We start from the raw sequence: 16,041 nt of genomic DNA, 5'->3' as shown, positions 1-16,041 counted from the left end.
CGGGCGGGGGACTGCTTGGGGGGCCCCCGGCGGGCGCCGCGCGGGGCCGGGGCCGCCCCCCCCCCGGGGGGGGGGCCCGGGCGGGGGGGCCCCGCGGCGGACGGGGGGCCACCCCGGGCGAGCGGCCGGGTCAGGCGGCGTGAACCCGATCGGCCGCCGCGGGCGGGGCCATCACGGGGCCTGGGCCCACGGCGGGTCGGCGATCCAGCTCGAATCGTCGGCCCACGACGCCGTGGCGTCCTGGGGATTGGTCCCGCCGTTGCTCGCCCAGGTGGCGTCCTGCTTGTCGATGGCCGAACTGCCCGACGTGACCGGCGCGGTGACCACGAGGTCATCGAAGTCGTCGTGCTCGACGTAGTCCGACGTGCTGCCGGCCCCCGCATGGAGCCCGACCCGGCTGATCCTTCGCCAGTGAGCGCGAACATCGGGGCCGTCGGACCTCAGAGGAACCGATCGGCCGCTTCGACACCCTCGTCGCGAGGATATTTGACCGATCGTTTCACTATCCCCTAGGGTTCGAGCGTGGCCAGGACCAAGGAATTCGACCCTGATGCCGCCCTGCAGTCAGCCCTCGAGCTGTTCTGGCAGCGCGGCTACGAGGCGACGTCGATGGCAGACCTCGTCGAGCACCTCGGCGTCGGGCGCGCCAGCATCTACGCCACCTTCGGCAACAAGCACGCGCTCTACCTGAAGGCGCTGGACCGGTACAACGGGGCCCAGGATCCGGGCCTGCTGTGCGAACTGTCCCAGCCGGGCCCCGCCCTGCCGGCCGTGCGTACGGTGGTGCGGCGCTTCGCGGCCGAGGCGAGCACCGAACACGGTCGGCTGAAAGGGTGCTTCATCACCAACACGGCGGCCGAGCTGGGCGCGCACGACTCCGCCGCGGCCCGCAGGGTCGAGTCGAGCTGGGACCACTTGGAGACCATGCTGCACTCGGCGCTGGTCAGGGCCCACGCGCAGGGCGAACTGCCCGCGGACCGGGATCCGCGCGCGCTCGCGCGGATGCTGCTGGTGCTGATGCAGGGCCTGCGGGTGGTCGGCAAGGCGTCGGGCGACCCGGGGCGGGTGCGGGACGCGGCCGAGCAGGCGCTGCGGCTGCTGGACTGAGTACGCGGAGTCGACCCCCTGCGGGGTCCTTCTTTCATGGCCAAATTATGGAATGTTCGGTCCAATATCAGGGGGGAAGATGGCCGCCACGCAGAGCCGGGACGCCGCGGCCGAAGCCGCCGTGGCAGGTCCCGCGCCCGGCCCCGCCTTCGCGCTGCTCGGCGCAGTCCAGATCACGCTGATCTTCACGCTCACCTCACTCGTCGTACCGCTGCCCAGGATCGGCCGCGAACTCTTCCTCGACCGCGACGACTTGATCCTGCTCAGCGCCGCCTACGGCCTGGCCTTCTCCGGCCTCCTGCTCTTCGGCGGCCGCGTCGCCGACCGGTTCGGCGGACGTCGCGCCCTCACCGCGGGGCTGCTCGTCTTCACCGCCGCATCGCTCGCCGCGCCTCTCGTGCAGGGCCCCGCGGCGCTGCTCGCCGCCCGCTTCGCCCAGGGGGCGGGCGCCGCGCTCACCGCACCCGCCGCCATGGCCGTCCTGCGCGCGGTCTTCCCCCTGCCTGCCGCCTACGGAAGGGCGATGGCCACCTGGGGCGGGCTCTCGGTCCTCGGCGCGACCGCGGGCAACCTGCTCTCCGGCGTCATCTCGGCGGTCGCGTCCTGGCGGCTGGCCCTGGCGGTCCCCGTCGTGGTGGCCGTCGCCGCCCTGGCCCTCGCACCGCGGCTGCTCCCGGCGACTCCGGCCGGCGGCAGCCGCTCGCTGGATCTGCCGGGTGCGCTGCTGGCCACCGCGGGGATCAGCCTGGCCAGTTACGGGCTCGTCCGCACCGACGCCCACTCCTGGGCCTCCACGGCCGTCCAGGTCCCCCTGCTCGCCGGGGCGGGGCTGCTCGCGGGATTCGTGGTCGTCGAGCGCCGCACCCACGACCCGCTGCTTCCGCCGGCCTTCCTCCGCGACCGGCAGCGGGGACTCGCGCTCGCCGCCATCGGCCTGACCGCCGCCGGCACCGCCACGACCTTCGTCCTGCTCTCGCTCCACCTCCAGCAGGACCGCGGCTGGTCGGCACTCCACGTCTCCGCCGCCTTCGTCCCCTTCGCGGCCTCCCTGCTCGTCAGCGGCCGTTCCGCGGGCCCCCTCATCGCCAGGTACGGGGCGCCGCACCTCACCACCGCCGGGCTCGCGGTCGCCGCGGCCGGACTGGCAGTGCTCGCGCTCACCGGTCTGGCACCGCACGGTCCGTACGCGTACGGACTCCTCCCCGGGCTGCTCCTGCTGCCCGCGGGTGCGGCCGCCGGCTTCGCGGGTGCCGCCGTGCTGGCGACGGACGGGGTGGGGCCGCGGCAGACCGGGCTGGCGGGCGGCGTCATGAACACCGCCATGGAGCTGGGGCCCACGGTGGTCATGGCCGCCCTGCTCGCCCTCGGCTCCGACACCACCTCGCTCGCCGCGACGGCGGTCGCCTTCGCCGCCCTCGCGGTTCTCCACACCCGTTCCAGGTAACCGAAACACCGACCAAGGGAGTCCCCGCCATGTCCGCACGCTTCACCGGCAAGGCCGTCCTCGTCACCGGCGCGGGCTCCGGCATCGGCCGGGCCACCGCTCTCGCCTTCGCCGCCGAGGGCGCCTCGGTGGTGGTGGCGGGACGGACCGCCGCCTCGCTCGACGAGACGGTCTCCCTGATAGCCGAGGAGGGCGGTTCCGCGCTCGCGGCCGTCGCGGACGTGACCCGTTCCCCGGAGGTCAGGGCCTTGGTGCGCCGTACCGTGGAGCACTTCGGCGGTCTCGACGTCGCCGTCAACAACGCGGGCGTCTTCCGCGGCGGCGCACCCGTGGCCGAACTCCCCGAGGAGGACTGGCGCACCCTGCTCGACATCAACGTCACCGGTGTCCTCCTCAGCCTCCAGGCCGAGGTCGCCAGGATGCGCGAACAGCCCACCGGCGGCGCGATCGTCAACATCGCCTCCAACCTCGGGGCGCACACCCGGATCCCGGGCGTGGCAGGGTACATCGCCACCAAGGCGGCCGTCTCCGCGCTGACCCGGGCCGCCGCCCTCGACCACGTCGCCGAGGGGATCCGCATCAACGCCGTCAGCCCCGGCCCCTCCGACACCGCCATGTCGCTGCGCCCGGGCGAGACCCCCGCGGACCGTGCCGCCCGCATCAAGGGCACACTGCCGCTCGGGCGGATCTCCTCCACGGCCGAGGTCGCGGCAGCCGTGCTGTACCTGGCCTCGCCGGACGCCGCCTCCGTGGTCGGCACCGACCTCGTCATCGACGGCGGCGCCGCTGCCTGACCGCGGTCCGCGGCGTCTCCCCCGGCCGTCTCCCCTGGCCTTCTCCCCTCGGCCGGCGCCCCGGAGGAGCGGGCCCGGCCGGGCGGGCTCCGTACACTGGAGGGCATGGCATGCCGCATCAGTGAGTTGGTCGTCGACGCCGCGGATCCGGACCGGCTCGCCGCGTTCTGGAGCGAGGTCCTCGGCTACGTCGAACTCGGTCGTGAGGATGACGGGAGCATCGAGATCGGGCCGCCAGGCGCCGGGTTCGGCGGCCCGCAGCCCACCCTGATCCTCAGCCCCTCCAAAGACCCGAAGCCCAGGAAGCTACGGCTGCACATCGACGTCAACGCCACCGACCGCGACCAGGACGCCGAGCTGGAGCGGCTGCTCGCCCTCGGCGCCACACGCGCCGACGTCGGCCAGACCGGCACCGAGAGCTGGTACGTCCTGGCCGACCCCGAGGGCAACGAATTCTGCCTCCTGCGCACCCGGCTGCCGCCGCTGTGACCGCGCGCGGCCCGTCACGGAACGGGCCGCGCACCGACGGTCACGCCGTCGCCTCGAGCTCCCGGAAGGCGTCGCGGGCCTGCGCGCGGAGGGCCGCCAGGTCCTCGGTGGGAAGGCCGCCGAGAATCAGGTCGGCCTCTCCCGCGTCACCCGCCAGATCCACGAAACCGACCATGAAGTGCAGATTCAGCGTCGGTGAGGTCGTCTTGACGTGCAAGGCGAACTCCCGCCATGCGTCGTCGGTGATGTAGTCTCGCAGCGCCGGGAAGAGGACGGGCTCCTCGTCGTCGAGGTGCCGGTGGACCAGGTCCCGCAGGATGGCCGAGGCGCACGTGTAGAGGGCGCGGTCGGCTCCCTCGCTGATGTCGACCGCGGCGAGATCGTCCAGGGCTGTCTCCAGCAGCTTGTGCTCACCGGTCAGTTCTGCCATCGCGACGGCGTGCGCGGGCGAGACCGCTCCGATCATCGGCCACAGGACCTCGTCCTCGCTCTCGTGGTGGTGCCGGACGTTGGCCACCAGGAAGTCGCGCAGCGCGGCTACGGCGGCGGGCGGGACCGAGGAACGGGCCGCTGCTTCGGCGAGCAGCACGGAGGCGCGGCGGTGCGAGTCGTGCACCAGGCGGGTCTCGATGACCGACACCGGCACAGCGGGGAAATCACTCATGGTCCCGTCCAATCCACGACCGCTCCCCCACCGTAGTCGCTGCCGCGATCCGCGCTCAGGACCTGTCGGGGCGTCGGCGAGTCCGGTGGCCCGCGTCGCCCGGGAGGCGACGCCCCGGGCCTACCGCCGTGCCGGGCTTCCGGTGCCCGGCTGGAGGATCTCGGCCCGCCGCAACACCGGGGCGCAGAGGGCGACTCCAGCGGCCAGCAGGCAGATCGCCCCACAGCCGGCGAAGAAGGCGCCGGCTCCCCAGAAGGCGACGGTGAAGCCTGCGGCCGGGAGGAGCACCGGGGACAGGCCCATGGTGCACAGGGTCGTCACCGAGGTGACGCGGCCGAGGTAACGGGGGTCGGCGTGGGTCTGGACCAGGGCGCCGGTCACCGTGGCGGTGACTCCGCTGCTCAGGCCGATCAGCCCGCCGAACAGGACGGCGGCGGGCAGTGCAGGCGCGCCGGCCAGTGCGGCGGTGCCTGCCGCGGTGACGAGCAGCGAGCCCGCCATCGCCGCCCCCGCGTGCGGGATGCGGGCGGTGACGGTCAGCAGCAGTGCGGCGGCCGCGCCGCCGACGCTGAACGCGCTGGCGATCCACCCCATGCCCGAGGCGCCCCAGCCGCGCGCGTCCGCGAGGAGCACCAGGCCGGCCGCGACAGGACCGCTGAAGCACATCTCGCTCAGACCGATCACGGCGACCAGCGGTACGAGGATCCGCTGCCGCCGGACGTAGCGGATCCCCTCGACCAACTCCCCCCAGGCGGAGGCGTGTTCCACGGACGCGGCGGGGGAGGTGGTCCGCACGGTGAGCAGCAGGACCAGCGAGCCGGCGAAGAGCGCCCCGGCGACGGTGAAGGCTCCGCCCGCGCCACCCGTCCCGAGGGCGAGTCCTGCGATCAGCGGCCCCACCGCGTTGCTCAGCCGGATCGACAGCCCGCGCAGCCCCTGCACCCGGGCGAGTTGCCCGGGAGCGGTGATCCGGCGCGGCAGCGCGCCCACCGCGGGCATGAACACGGCGTCGACCGTGCCGAAGACCAGCGCGACGGGTATCAGCAGCCGCAGGCTCGGCGAGGACAGGGCGATCGCGGCGGACGCGGCCAGGATCACCACGCACCTGGTCGCGTCGCTTGCGACCGCCACCCGGCGCGGCCCGAACCGGTCGGCGACCACTCCCCCGCCGAGCATGAGCAGCGCCCGGGGCAGCGCGCCCGCCGCCACCACGAGGCCCACCTCCGAGGGACCGGCGATGCGGGTCGCGGCCCAGGTCAGGGTCAGGAAGTACACCAGGTCACCGCTGACCGAGGCGGTGTAAGCGGCCAGCCAGCGCAGGACGTTGGCGTCGCGGTAGGCGGGCGGCGCGGACGCGAGCACGCCTTCTGCTGTCATGAGTCGTCCGCCCGGGGCGGGATCGTGCCGGGCACCGGGAAAACCTGCATCTGCACCGCCACCGCCGCGGAGTCCTCGTCGGACGCGGGCCCGTTCCTGCGGTAGCGGTGGATCACCTCGAAGATCTCGGCTCGCATCCGGGCGAGGTCCTGCGTGGTGGCGCGCAGCAGGAAGTCGCTGTAACTGCTGGCGTCGAACCAGTCCTCGGGGAGCAGCGGGATCTCCTGTGCGGCCCGGCCGAGCTGGTCGGCGTAGGCGAGGGCCAGCGCATGGACGTAGGCGCGGCCGGCTCCCCGCTGCTCGGGAGGAGCGGTGGCCGGGTCGTGGATCGACTGGCGGTGTACGGACTTCCACCACCGTTCGCGCCCCGTGCCGCGATCCGGCTCCTCCTCGATCAGCCCGCCGGCCGCGAGGCGCCGCAAGTGGTAGCTGGCCGCACCGGGGTTGATGCCGAGCTCCTCGCCGATCCGGCTCGCCGTGGAAGGGCCGCGCTGGCGGAGGATGCCGAGCACCTGGAGGCGCAACGGGTGGGCGAGCACGCGCAACGCGGCCGTACCGAGCAGGACGTCGGCCTCCGCGGCGGAGGCGGGGACCGGCTGAGGTGCGGGCGGGGTCGTCATGCGGTCGAGCCTAAACCCACAACAGTTGTTTCGAAAGAGTTGTTGTGAGTCAGCCGGCGGGCCGCACCACCGCGCCGCACAGGCGCAAGGTGCCCTCCAGGCACAGGTCTTCCGCCTCCTGCGCGGTGAGGCTTCCGTTCCCGATCTGCGCCGCGGCGGTGTGCTGGAGGCCGAAGACCGCGGCGGTGAGCCAGCCGGCGGGCACCGAGGCGTCGAAGTCGCCAGCGCGCTGGCCTCGCCGGATGAGCCGTTCGAGCCGCGGGGGCACGACGTCGTGAGGGTCGTTCTCCGGGCGCGGGATGCCGGCGGCCGCGGCGTTCTGCACCAGGGGGTAGCGGTCGAGGAAACGCCACCCGGCACCGAGGAACCGGGTCAGCGCGACGACGGGCGGGGCGGTGTCGAGGTCGGCGTCGTCCAGCAGTGCGGTGTATTCGGCGGCCGCCACCTCGACGAGGGCGGCGACGAGGGCGTCGCGCGAAGGGAAGTGCGCGTAGACGGTCTGCCGGGTGACACCGGCCGCGGCGGCGATGTCCTCCATGTTCGCGTCCGGCCGCTGACTGAGGACGATCCGGGTCGCGTTGAGGATGGCGTCGATGCTGCGCCGGGCGTCCGACCGGCGGCGGCGTGGCGGCGAGGGGGTGTCGTGCGAGTCGGCCATTCACGGAATGATAGGCGGGCGCCATAATCTTGACATGCTGTAAGAGATGACTAACTCTTACAGCATGTCAAAAAAAGAGCCGAGCGGGGACCACCCCGCGATCGAGGCGCGCGGCCTGGTCAAGGTCTACGGACAGAACCGCGCGCTGGACGGGATCGACCTCACGATCGGGCGCGGTCAGGTCTTCGGGTTCCTCGGCCCCAACGGGGCGGGAAAGACCACCACGATCCGGATCCTGGCCACGCTGACCCGGCCCGACGGCGGCACCGCCCGCGTCCTCGGCCACGACGTGCTGACCGAAGCCGGGACGATCCGGGCCCGGGTGGCGGTGACCGGCCAGTTCGCCTCCCTCGACGACGACCTGACCGGCTACGAGAACCTGCTGATCCTGGGCCGGCTGCACGGCCTGTCCCGGGCCGCCTGCAAGCGCCGCGCCGACGACCTGCTCGCCGCGTTCGACCTGACCCGCTCGGCGGGACGGCCGGTGGGCGGCTATTCGGGCGGCATGCGCCGCAGGCTCGACATCGGTGCGAGCCTCGTCGTGACCCCCGACCTGCTGTTCCTCGACGAACCGACCACCGGCCTCGACCCGCGCAGCCGCAACCAGGTCTGGGACCTGGTCCGCCGGGTCGCCGCCGCCGGCACGACCGTACTGCTCACCACCCAGTACCTCGACGAGGCCGACCGGTTGGCCGAAAGGATCGCGGTCATCGACAACGGCCTGATCGTGGCCGAAGGCACCAGCGCCCAGCTCAAGTCCCGCGTCGGCTCAGGCACCCTGCGCCTGCGGCTCCTCGACGGCCGGCAGCGCCCGCAGGCGCACCGGATCCTGGCCGGCGCCCTGGAGGGGACGGTCGAGCTCGCGGCCGACCCGCTCGCCCTGTCCGTCCTGCTCGCCACCGGGCCCGGCGCCACGGACGTCGGCCGGCTGGTCGGGCGCGCCGCGACCCGGCTCGCCGACGCCGGGGTCGGCGTCGCCGACCTCTCCCTCGGCCAACCCAGCCTGGACGAGGCCTTCCTGGCCCTGACCGGCCATCGGGCCCGTACTGCCACCGTCGACCACGAGGACGTGAGCGCATGAGCTCCCCCGCCACCACGCGCCCGAACGCGGCGCAGGCCGATCCGATCGACGCCCTGCTCGCCTCGGGACGGTCCCGCCTAGGAGCCGGAGCACTCGCCGCGTCAGCCGCCTTCGGCAGGCGCGCCATGCTCAAGCTCAGGCACGACCCCAAGCAGCTCGTGGACTCCGCCGCCATCCCGATCCTGTTCACGGTGCTGTTCACCTACCTGTTCGGCGGGGCCATCAGCACCTCGACCGGCGCCTACCTCAAGGTCCTGCTGCCCGGTGTACTCAGCATGAGCATCGCCATCGTCACCATGTACGGCGGAGCCCGTCTCGCCCAGGACGTGCGCAGCGGTGCGTTCGACCGCTTCCGCGGCCTGCCGGTGTGGCGCGGCGCCCTGGTACTCGGGGGGCTGCTCAGCGACGCCGCCCGCTACCTCTTCGCCTCCGCCATCGTGGTGGTCCTGGGCATGGCGATGGGCTACCGCCCCGGCAACGGCGCGCTCGGAGTGTCCGCCGCCGTCGCCGTGGTCATCGCCTTCGGGCTCTCGCTGTCGCTGCTCTGGGCCGCGGTCGCGCTGGCGGTCCACGACCCGGCCGTCGTCATCAGCATCGCCAACGCGGTACTGATGCCGCTCTCCTTCGCCAGCAACATCTTCGTCCAGCCCGGCACCATGCCCGGCTGGCTCCAGGCGGTCGTCAAGGTCAACCCGCTCAGCCACGTCGCCGCCGCGGCCCGCGGCCTGATGAACGGCGGCGGCGGGACCGGGGGCGCGGTCCTCTGGTCCCTGACCGCGACCGCCGCCATCACCCTGGTCTGCGCGCCGATCACCCTCCACCTCTACGGCAGGCGGGACTGACGATCCGTCCGGCAGGGGACGAGGACATCCTGCCGGGCCCGGGCGACCGGCGGTCCTTCGCGCCCGCGCTGCTGCCCGCGTGGCACGCGGCCTTCGACGCGGAAGCGGCCGCCCCGACCTGTCCGGCTACGCCCCCTGCACTCTTCCGGGCCCCGCCCGTCGCGGTGGTCCGCCTGCCGGGCACGCCGGGTGGGCGGCGGCCGGCGCGTCATAGACTCCGCTGTCATGCGCATAGCACCGAGATCCACCGACAACTCCGTTCCCGCCCGCGGCCCCGCCGTCCCGGTCGCCGCCGCGATTCTGGCCACCGCGTTCCTGGCCGCCGTGACCGGCTGCTCGTCAGGTTTCGGCGGTGGCGGCGACTCGGCGGCCTTGAAGTCGCTGCGGCATCTCGGGGCCGACGCCAACGCCTCGAAGCCGGTGACGTACCTCGACGCCGCCCGGGTGAGGAAGTTGAGCGCCGCCGACTCCAAGCGCTTCGCGACCATCGGGAATGCCGGCGGCGCGCTGCTGGGCAGCTACCGCACGGGCCCGTGGGGAGAAAGCCTCAAGCCGGCGCAGATCGACACCGAGGTCGACTCCAGCGTGGCGGGCCACTGGAACGGCACGTTCGACGTGGCGGCCATCACCGCGTCGCTGAAGAAGAACGGCTACACCTCGCTCGACCAGGACGGCCAGGACGTCTGGAAGTCGGACGGCGATTCCGAGCCGCGGCTCGTCGTCACCAAGGACGAGATCAGGTGGGCCGCGGGTGACACGCCCTTCTCCGCGAAGGACCCGGAGCGCGGCGACTCGCTGGCCGGCAAGAAGGAATACCAGCTCGTCGCCGACTGCCTCGGGGACGTGTACCGCGCCGACTTCAATGCCCTCACCACCGCCAAGTCGGTGCGGCTCTCGGCTCTCGGCCAGCAGGCGGACGACTCGGGCAAGAACACCGAGGTGCTGTGCCTGACGGTGAAGGACCAGGCGACGGCGGACCGCGTGGCGGCCAAGCTCCGCGCGGTCGTCAAGGACAAGGCACCGAGGTTCGCCGGCACCGAGGTGACGGTGGACAAGGGCGACCACCCCGTGGTGCGCGCGGAGGTCCCCGACACCTCGTCCCAGCGCCCTGGCCGGCTGATCATGACCGACCTCCAGCTGTGGATGGCCGCCAACGACGGCTGACGCCGGCTCCGCTCCCGGCGTGCCCGCTTCACCGCCTGAGGTGCCGCGGACACGCCGGGAGCGGCCCGCCCGCATGCGCGATCCGCGCGTCATTCGCGGCGCGATCCGCGATAGGGTCAGGCGGGGAGGCGAACCATGCCCACGGAAGACGAGCTGTTCAGCGCGGTCGACGCGCTGCTGGAAGAGGTCGCGGCCTCCGAGGCCCTGCCGCCGCCGGCGGAGCGAAGACGGCTGCGTGAGGCCGCCGGGCTGAGCCAGGCGCAGATCGCGAGGGCGGTCGACACCCGCAGGGAAGCGGTCGGGAACTGGGAGGCGGGCCGCACGGAGCCGCGCCCCCCACAACGCGCCGCGTACGCCCGGCTGCTGGAAGGCCTGGCCGCACGCTTCCCCGCGCCGGCGCCCGAGCCCCCAGCCCCGCGGACCCCGGAGCCCCCGCGGACCACGGCGGCACCGGCACCCGTGATCCCCGAAACACAGCCGCCCGGCGCACCGCAGACCCCGGCACCGCAGACCCCCGCGCCCCGGCCGCCCGAGCCGCAGCCGGTCGCCGGACCCGCGCAGCCGGCCGCCGACCTCCCGGCCACCGTGCAGACGCCGCCCTCCCCGCTGACGCGCCCGGCAGCCGCCGCGAGATCCGCGCCCACGTCGCGGCGCCGCCCGGCGGCGAAGAAGGCGGCCGCGCAACCCGCCGCTGCGGATCCGCGGTTCGCCCACGGCCCGCTCGGCGTGCTCGACGGCGACGGGTCGCTGTACTGCGCCGGCGGCCTGGTGCTGGACTGCCAGGCCGGGTCGGTGCCCGAGCTGGTCGAGTGGACGCTCGCAGAAGCCAGACTCGGGGCGGCCCGGCTGCACCGCTCGGGCAAGGACTCCGACCCGCTGGTCGCGGTGACGGCCGCGGCCGCGGTGCGGCTGGGGCTGCCGGAGCGCCTGGAGGACCGGCGGGCGATGCGGCTGCCCGACGACCACCCGGTCGTCAAGCAGATCGCCCGCGAGAAGTGGCAGCTGACGCAGCGCGGCTTCGGTCCGTGGGCACGGGTCTACCGCCCCGCGCAGGGGCAGCAGCGGCGGTGCGTGCAGCTGGCGGTGCTGCCCTGGGGAGCACTGGACTCCCGCGCCTGGGGAGAGGCCGGCCTGCTGCCGCCGCCGGAGCTCGCCCGGGTCCTGACGGCCTACGCCTCCCGGGTGCTCACCCCCAGGGGCTCCACCGCGGTGGCGGGCCTCGAGTTGATGTCCGCGCTGCGGCCGCCGACCCGCGCGGTGCTCGACGACCCGACCGGCACCTGGGTGTCGGGGCCGGTGCCCGGCTCGCTCACGCGGGCAGTCGACCCGGCGCCGCCGGAGGCCCCGGACGAACACCCGGTCGTGGCCGCGCTGTTCCCGCGCACGCACGAGCGGACCCCGGAAGAGGTCATCGAGGAGGAGGCGTTCGACTGGATCCGGGAGCCCGAACTGCTCACCGACCCGGAGTGCGCGAAGCCGTTCGCGGTCGGCGTCGATGTGAACACCGCCTTCCTGGCGGCCGCCAACCGCCTCGTGGTCGGCCTGTCGGAACCCGAGCACGTGAAGGCGCCGCGCTTCGACAAGGCGGTGCCCGGCTCGTGGCTCGTCGACCTGTCCGGTATCGGCATCGACCCGCGCCTGCCCTCGCCGTTCACCCCGCACGGCCACCCCCCGACCGGGCCCGCCTGGTATGCCACCCCGACGGTGGCGTACGCGGCGGAGCTGATCGACACCTACCGGCTGCCGGTGGAGCTCCGGCCGGTCGAGGCGTACCTGCGGCGCGAGGCGGGCCCCTACCTGGACCCCTGGTACAAGCACCTGGCCGAGGCGTACAAAGCGACGATGGCCGACCTCGGGGTGACCGCCGACCTGTCCGCGGCCGGGTTCCTCGAGGCGATGGCCGGCCACAAGCAGGCCGACCCCGGCCTGGCCGCCGTGCTGTCCGCGATCAAGTCGACGGTCAAGGGCGGCATCGGCAAGCTGCGCGAGCGCCCGCAGGGCAGCGCCTACCGGCCCGGCGAGCGGTGGCCGGCACTGGAACGGCCCACCTGGCGGCCCGACATCAGGGCCGCCGTCATCGCCGCCGCCCGGGTCAACATGCACCGCAAGCTGGTCAGAACCGCGCTGGCCACGCAGACTTCTCCCCCGCCGGCCGGCTCGGTGCACTTCGGCGAGGACGCGCTGCTGCCGGTCGCGGTGCTGTCGGACTGCGCCGTCTATCCGGCGGCCGGCCCGTCGCCGTTGGACGTGCTGCCCTACGACGCGGCGGGCAAGCCCGCGCCGGGTGGCTTCCGGCTCGGCGTCTCGCCCGGCATGGTCAAGCACGAGGGCACCCGCGAGCTGTACTGGGCGGTGGAGCTGCTGGAGCAGCAGCACAACCCGGCACGGCACATCAAGGGCGACGAGCCGGGTCCGGGCGCCGGATGACGGTGCCCGCGCCCTTCGGTCGACCGCGCCGCACCGGCCCGTTCGCGGTACGTGCGGCCCGCGGCGCAGACTCCGGCCCGGAGTTCACCGGCTCGCGACGAACCCGTGCGACCGCACCACTAGGCTCGCGCCATGTCTGAAGATCCCGGCTTCACGTGCTCGCATTGCGGCGACCACCACGCAGAACTGCCCATGGGCTACTCGGCCATGGCTCCCGACGTCTGGGACCCCGCCTTCGAGGCCGATCCGGACAGCATGCTGTCGTCCGACCAGTGCGTGATCAGGGGCCTGCACTTCTTCGTCAGGGGGCTGATCGAGATACCCGTGATCGGCAGCGACGAGGTCTTCTCGTGGGGCGTCTGGGTCTCGCTGAGCAAGGACAACTTCGCCCGCGCCGTCGAGATGTGGAACACGGAGGGCCGCGAGGCGGAGAGGCCGTACTTCGGCTGGCTCAGCACCGAACTGGCGCTCTACTCCGAGAGCACCACCGATCTGAAGACCAACGCCCACACGCGACCGGTCGGCAGGCGCCCCTTCATCGAGCTGGAGCCCACCGACCACCCGCTCGCTCTCGAGCAGCGGAACGGGATCACGCATGACCGCGTGCGCGAGATCGCCGCGGCCGTGCTGCATCCGGCGTGAGGACACGGCGGTCCTGAACGGCACTGACGGCGCACATCGGCAGGGCGCCGGGAACGACAGGAGGAATCGACCGTGGGCGAGATCGACGACGCACTGGAACGGGCGGCCGCGAGCACCGCGACCCGGCCGATCCCGAAGTCCGCGGGGGCGCGGATGCGATTCCTGCTCAAGACCGAGAAGGGTTCCACCCTTGCGGTGGCGACGCGTCTCGGGATCTCCCGGCGGACCGTGGAGCGCTACCTCAAGGGGACACTGCGGCAGCCCCGCAAGGAACTCGCCGCACGCCTGGAGCGGGAGGTCCGCCGTGACTGGCAGCCGCGGGTCCGGCAGCGGGCGAAGAAGCGCGCCGCCACCACGGGCGGCATCGTGGTGGAGACCCGGGCGCGTTTCGGGTTCACGGCCGCGCCCGGCAGCACCGACGACGGCCGGATGCGCCGCATCACGCAGCACCTGCCCGCCGCCTACGCCGCCCGGCTCTTCGACGCGCAGGCCGGCGGCGCGGGCGAGCAGCAGCTGCGGCGGATCGCCGCGGAAGGCCTCCAGGAGATCTACTTCAAGGACCGCGGGCGCCGCGCCGCGGACCTCGAAGTGGAGTTCACCGACATCGACTACATCGAGCTGGACTTCTGAGCACCTGCCGGCGGCCCGAGGAAGAGCCGGCCATCCGTTGAGCCGATCCCCGGGGAGCGGCCGGGACCGCGTCCGGCGCCGGCACGTTCCACCGGGCCGGACCACCACCGGGCGGCCGCACCACGGAGGTGACCGAGGTCAGGGCCTGTCCTGCGGCGGCGAACCGCACGGAACCCGCGGGGCGGTACTCAGCCGACGTCCAGGACCGTGCCGTACAGGCGCTCCACCCGCAGCCGGATGACGATCCTGCGCTCGGCGACCTGCTGTTCGAAGAACGCCTCCTCGTCGTCCGGCCTCGCGGCCGCCGGGATCATCGCGAGCAGTTCCCGCCCGACCTCGTCGCCGGGAGCCGTCGTGATCCCGGAGGCCTCCGCCACGCCCTCCGCGACGGCGAAGGACCAGACGTCGTCGCCGCGCACGTGCAGTGCCGCGTGCTGGTCGTGCCGCAGGTGCCGGACCTTGACGCGGTCGGCCGTGGTGGACAGCCGAACGATGCGGGCCTCGGGGTCCCAGGTGTAGAGCATGGTGGTCAGGTGCGGGTGGCCACTCTGCCTGACCGTGGCGAGGGTCCCGAACTGCTGCCCGGCGAGCAGAGCGGAGAGGGCTTCGTCGGACAGGGTGCGGGGTGCTGGTCCTTGAGTCATGCTCTGGCCAACTCCCTTGGCCGCAAGGGAATTCCATGCCTCCCGGGCGGTGGCGCCCTCTCCTCGCCACGCCCTGGACGAGCAGGGCGGCCGTTGCGCCGCCGGAGTGTCCGACCCTGCCGGGTGGCACGGTCCGCAGGCGCCGCGGCAGGGGCGGCCGTAGGATCGCGGCCATGGCGCTGCGACCGGTTCAGGTGAACATCAAGGCTCTCGACGACTGGGCCGTAGGCCGGTTCTGGGCGGAGGCACTCGGCTGGAGTGCCTCGCGGGGGAGCTCGGGTGTGACCACCTACGTCGGGCCCGGCGGCCCCCTCGTCTGGCCGGACCCGGTCTCCGTCTGCGTCGACGTCGTCACCGTCCCGGAAGCCAAGACGACGGTGAAGAACCGGCTCCACCTCGATCTGGCCACCGGATCCGCCGCCCAGCAGGCGGAGTTGGTGGCGCGCCTGCGGGCTCTCGGTGCGACCCCCGTCCAGGTGGACCAGGGCGAGGTGCCGTGGACGGTGCTCGCCGACCCCGAGGGCAACGAATTCTGCGTGCTGGAGCCCAGGGAGGTCTACCGGGACACCGGGCCGATCGCCGCGGTGGCCGTCGACTGCACGGACCCGCGGGCCATGGCCCGGTTCTGGGACGAGGTGATCGACTGGGATCTGGGCGAGGTGACCGACGACCACGTGGTGTTCCGCTCCGCCAGGGGCGCCGGCCCGTATCTCGAGTTCCTCCGCACCCCGGACATGAAGACGGTGCCGGACCGCGTCCACCTCGACCTGCTGCCGTACCCGGGCGACGACAAGGAGGCGGAGGTGGCCCGGCTGCGCGCCCTCGGCGCCAAGGACCTCGACGTGGGCCAGGGCGACGTCCCGTGGACGGTCCTTGCCGACCCCGAGGGCCACGAGTTCTGCGTCCTCGCACTGCCGTGAAGCGGAGCATCGACGGCATGGCGGGATCAGCAGACAGTGACGACCGCGGTCGCTAATCTGAGGGCAGTTGCACGCGAACGTCCTTTTGATCTCGTCTTGCGCTGTGGGCGGAAGGGTTGTGGGCCGTGGTCGAGTTCATCGTCGACGTCGCCGGGACGGATGCCGATCGCAGCTCCCTGTCGGACTGGCTGCGGCACGAGCCGGGCCTTCGGGGCATGGTCAAGCAGCGCACCACCGCGCCGGTCCCGGGGTCGATGGGCTCCCTGCAGGAGCTCGTGGTCGAAGCCCTGGTGGGCGGCGCCGTGCAGACCGTCGTCGCCCAGCTCGGGCAGGCGCTGACCTCCTGGCTCACCCGTTCCCGCTCCGGCGGGGCCCGGGAGGTGGAGGTCACGGTGACCACGCCGAGCGGGCACACGGTCGTCCTCACCGCGCAGAACGCGGCGCTGGCGGTGCAGTTGCTCGGCATCGCGCAGGCGGCGCCCGCGGGTGCGCCCGCCGACCAGGCCACCGGCACCGACCCCACACCCACCGCGTAGCC

At 73.5% G+C, this 16,041-nt stretch carries 18 protein-coding genes; 12 read left to right on the top strand and 6 right to left on the bottom strand.

The genetic code is table 11. From position 1 onward, the window contains the following. Positions 1–171: 171 nt before the first annotated feature. Positions 172–327, bottom strand: a complete 156-nt coding sequence (locus ACGFMP_RS25015) for a hypothetical protein (RefSeq protein WP_393675216.1) — start codon at positions 325–327, stop codon at positions 172–174. Positions 328–522: 195 nt separating this feature from the next. Here ACGFMP_RS25015 and ACGFMP_RS25010 point away from each other — a divergent pair, with 195 nt between their 5' ends. The 4 genes from ACGFMP_RS25010 to ACGFMP_RS24995 all read left to right on the top strand — a co-directional run bounded on the left by ACGFMP_RS25010 (position 523) and on the right by ACGFMP_RS24995 (position 3,834). Next, positions 523–1,107 carry a TetR/AcrR family transcriptional regulator gene (locus ACGFMP_RS25010; protein WP_393675215.1) on the top strand — a complete coding sequence of 195 codons (585 nt, stop codon included), beginning with the start codon at positions 523–525 and terminating at the stop codon, positions 1,105–1,107. A 79-nt stretch (positions 1,108–1,186) separates the two neighbouring features. Continuing rightward, the gene (locus tag ACGFMP_RS25005; protein ID WP_393675214.1) at positions 1,187–2,551 is read left to right on the top strand and encodes an MFS transporter; all 1,365 of its coding nucleotides are present in this window, start codon (positions 1,187–1,189) and stop codon (positions 2,549–2,551) included. 29 nt (positions 2,552–2,580) lie between these two features. Next, complete coding sequence (locus ACGFMP_RS25000) at positions 2,581–3,345, top strand: SDR family NAD(P)-dependent oxidoreductase (RefSeq protein WP_393675213.1); 765 nt, start codon at positions 2,581–2,583, stop codon at positions 3,343–3,345. A gap of 105 nt (positions 3,346–3,450) precedes the next feature. Then, entirely contained in the window at positions 3,451–3,834 is a 384-nt protein-coding gene (locus ACGFMP_RS24995; RefSeq protein ID WP_393675212.1) for a VOC family protein, read from the top strand. A 40-nt stretch (positions 3,835–3,874) separates the two neighbouring features. Here ACGFMP_RS24995 and ACGFMP_RS24990 read toward each other — a convergent pair whose 3' ends face one another. The 4 genes from ACGFMP_RS24990 to ACGFMP_RS24975 form a co-directional block, all read right to left on the bottom strand. Beyond that, positions 3,875–4,498, bottom strand: a complete 624-nt coding sequence (locus ACGFMP_RS24990; RefSeq protein ID WP_393675211.1) for a hemerythrin domain-containing protein — start codon at positions 4,496–4,498, stop codon at positions 3,875–3,877. A 120-nt stretch (positions 4,499–4,618) separates the two neighbouring features. Further along, complete coding sequence (locus ACGFMP_RS24985) at positions 4,619–5,875, bottom strand: MFS transporter (RefSeq protein WP_393675210.1); 1,257 nt, start codon at positions 5,873–5,875, stop codon at positions 4,619–4,621. After that, positions 5,872–6,495, bottom strand: coding sequence for an ArsR/SmtB family transcription factor (locus tag ACGFMP_RS24980; protein ID WP_393675209.1), 624 nt, complete (start codon positions 6,493–6,495; stop codon positions 5,872–5,874). The genes ACGFMP_RS24985 and ACGFMP_RS24980 overlap by 4 nt, the downstream gene beginning before the upstream one ends. A gap of 49 nt (positions 6,496–6,544) precedes the next feature. Next, positions 6,545–7,153, bottom strand: a complete 609-nt coding sequence (locus tag ACGFMP_RS24975) for a TetR/AcrR family transcriptional regulator (protein ID WP_393675208.1) — start codon at positions 7,151–7,153, stop codon at positions 6,545–6,547. Between the two features lie 64 nt (positions 7,154–7,217). Between ACGFMP_RS24975 and ACGFMP_RS24970 the strand changes: the two genes are divergently transcribed. The 6 genes from ACGFMP_RS24970 to tpg all read left to right on the top strand — a co-directional run bounded on the left by ACGFMP_RS24970 (position 7,218) and on the right by tpg (position 13,939). After that, a complete protein-coding gene (locus tag ACGFMP_RS24970; RefSeq protein WP_393675207.1) occupies positions 7,218–8,234 on the top strand; it encodes an ATP-binding cassette domain-containing protein in 1,017 nt (338 codons plus the stop codon). After that, entirely contained in the window at positions 8,231–9,076 is an 846-nt protein-coding gene (locus ACGFMP_RS24965; protein WP_393675206.1) for an ABC transporter permease, read from the top strand. Before ACGFMP_RS24970 ends, ACGFMP_RS24965 begins: the two co-directional genes overlap by 4 nt. Before the next feature lie 225 nt (positions 9,077–9,301). After that, positions 9,302–10,240, top strand: a complete 939-nt coding sequence (locus ACGFMP_RS24960) for a hypothetical protein (RefSeq protein ID WP_393675205.1) — start codon at positions 9,302–9,304, stop codon at positions 10,238–10,240. 135 nt (positions 10,241–10,375) lie between these two features. After that, positions 10,376–12,667, top strand: coding sequence for a telomere-associated protein Tap (tap, locus tag ACGFMP_RS24955; RefSeq protein WP_393675204.1), 2,292 nt, complete (start codon positions 10,376–10,378; stop codon positions 12,665–12,667). A gap of 132 nt (positions 12,668–12,799) precedes the next feature. Next, complete coding sequence (locus ACGFMP_RS24950; protein WP_393675203.1) at positions 12,800–13,309, top strand: DUF2199 domain-containing protein; 510 nt, start codon at positions 12,800–12,802, stop codon at positions 13,307–13,309. A gap of 72 nt (positions 13,310–13,381) precedes the next feature. Then, positions 13,382–13,939, top strand: a complete 558-nt coding sequence (tpg, locus tag ACGFMP_RS24945) for a telomere-protecting terminal protein Tpg (RefSeq protein WP_393675202.1) — start codon at positions 13,382–13,384, stop codon at positions 13,937–13,939. 188 nt (positions 13,940–14,127) lie between these two features. On the opposite strand, the gene ACGFMP_RS24940 is transcribed toward tpg, so the two are convergent. Then, the gene (locus ACGFMP_RS24940; protein WP_393675201.1) at positions 14,128–14,583 is read right to left on the bottom strand and encodes a TIGR03618 family F420-dependent PPOX class oxidoreductase; all 456 of its coding nucleotides are present in this window, start codon (positions 14,581–14,583) and stop codon (positions 14,128–14,130) included. A 173-nt stretch (positions 14,584–14,756) separates the two neighbouring features. Between ACGFMP_RS24940 and ACGFMP_RS24935 the strand changes: the two genes are divergently transcribed. Beyond that, a complete protein-coding gene (locus ACGFMP_RS24935; RefSeq protein WP_393675200.1) occupies positions 14,757–15,503 on the top strand; it encodes a VOC family protein in 747 nt (248 codons plus the stop codon). Between the two features lie 125 nt (positions 15,504–15,628). Further along, positions 15,629–16,039, top strand: coding sequence for a hypothetical protein (locus tag ACGFMP_RS24930; protein WP_393675199.1), 411 nt, complete (start codon positions 15,629–15,631; stop codon positions 16,037–16,039). Positions 16,040–16,041: the final 2 nt, after the last annotated feature.

The organism is Streptomyces sp. NPDC049040 (assembly GCF_043197715.1).
Taxonomy (GTDB): domain Bacteria; phylum Actinomycetota; class Actinomycetes; order Streptomycetales; family Streptomycetaceae; genus Actinacidiphila.
This window is presented reverse-complemented; position numbering and strand designations above follow the sequence as displayed.

Coding starts and splice junctions, on each gene's coding strand:
- ACGFMP_RS25005 (WP_393675214.1), top strand. CDS start 1,187: ATGGCCGCCACGCAGAGCCGGGACGCCGCGGCCGAAGCCGCCGTGGCA.
- ACGFMP_RS25000 (WP_393675213.1), top strand. CDS start 2,581: ATGTCCGCACGCTTCACCGGCAAGGCCGTCCTCGTCACCGGCGCGGGC.
- ACGFMP_RS24995 (WP_393675212.1), top strand. CDS start 3,451: ATGGCATGCCGCATCAGTGAGTTGGTCGTCGACGCCGCGGATCCGGAC.
- ACGFMP_RS24990 (WP_393675211.1), bottom strand. CDS start 4,498: ATGAGTGATTTCCCCGCTGTGCCGGTGTCGGTCATCGAGACCCGCCTG.
- ACGFMP_RS24985 (WP_393675210.1), bottom strand. CDS start 5,875: ATGACAGCAGAAGGCGTGCTCGCGTCCGCGCCGCCCGCCTACCGCGAC.
- ACGFMP_RS24980 (WP_393675209.1), bottom strand. CDS start 6,495: ATGACGACCCCGCCCGCACCTCAGCCGGTCCCCGCCTCCGCCGCGGAG.
- ACGFMP_RS24975 (WP_393675208.1), bottom strand. CDS start 7,153: ATGGCCGACTCGCACGACACCCCCTCGCCGCCACGCCGCCGCCGGTCG.
- ACGFMP_RS24970 (WP_393675207.1), top strand. CDS start 7,218: ATGTCAAAAAAAGAGCCGAGCGGGGACCACCCCGCGATCGAGGCGCGC.
- ACGFMP_RS24965 (WP_393675206.1), top strand. CDS start 8,231: ATGAGCTCCCCCGCCACCACGCGCCCGAACGCGGCGCAGGCCGATCCG.
- ACGFMP_RS24960 (WP_393675205.1), top strand. CDS start 9,302: ATGCGCATAGCACCGAGATCCACCGACAACTCCGTTCCCGCCCGCGGC.
- tap (WP_393675204.1), top strand. CDS start 10,376: ATGCCCACGGAAGACGAGCTGTTCAGCGCGGTCGACGCGCTGCTGGAA.
- ACGFMP_RS24950 (WP_393675203.1), top strand. CDS start 12,800: ATGTCTGAAGATCCCGGCTTCACGTGCTCGCATTGCGGCGACCACCAC.
- ACGFMP_RS24940 (WP_393675201.1), bottom strand. CDS start 14,583: ATGACTCAAGGACCAGCACCCCGCACCCTGTCCGACGAAGCCCTCTCC.
- ACGFMP_RS24935 (WP_393675200.1), top strand. CDS start 14,757: ATGGCGCTGCGACCGGTTCAGGTGAACATCAAGGCTCTCGACGACTGG.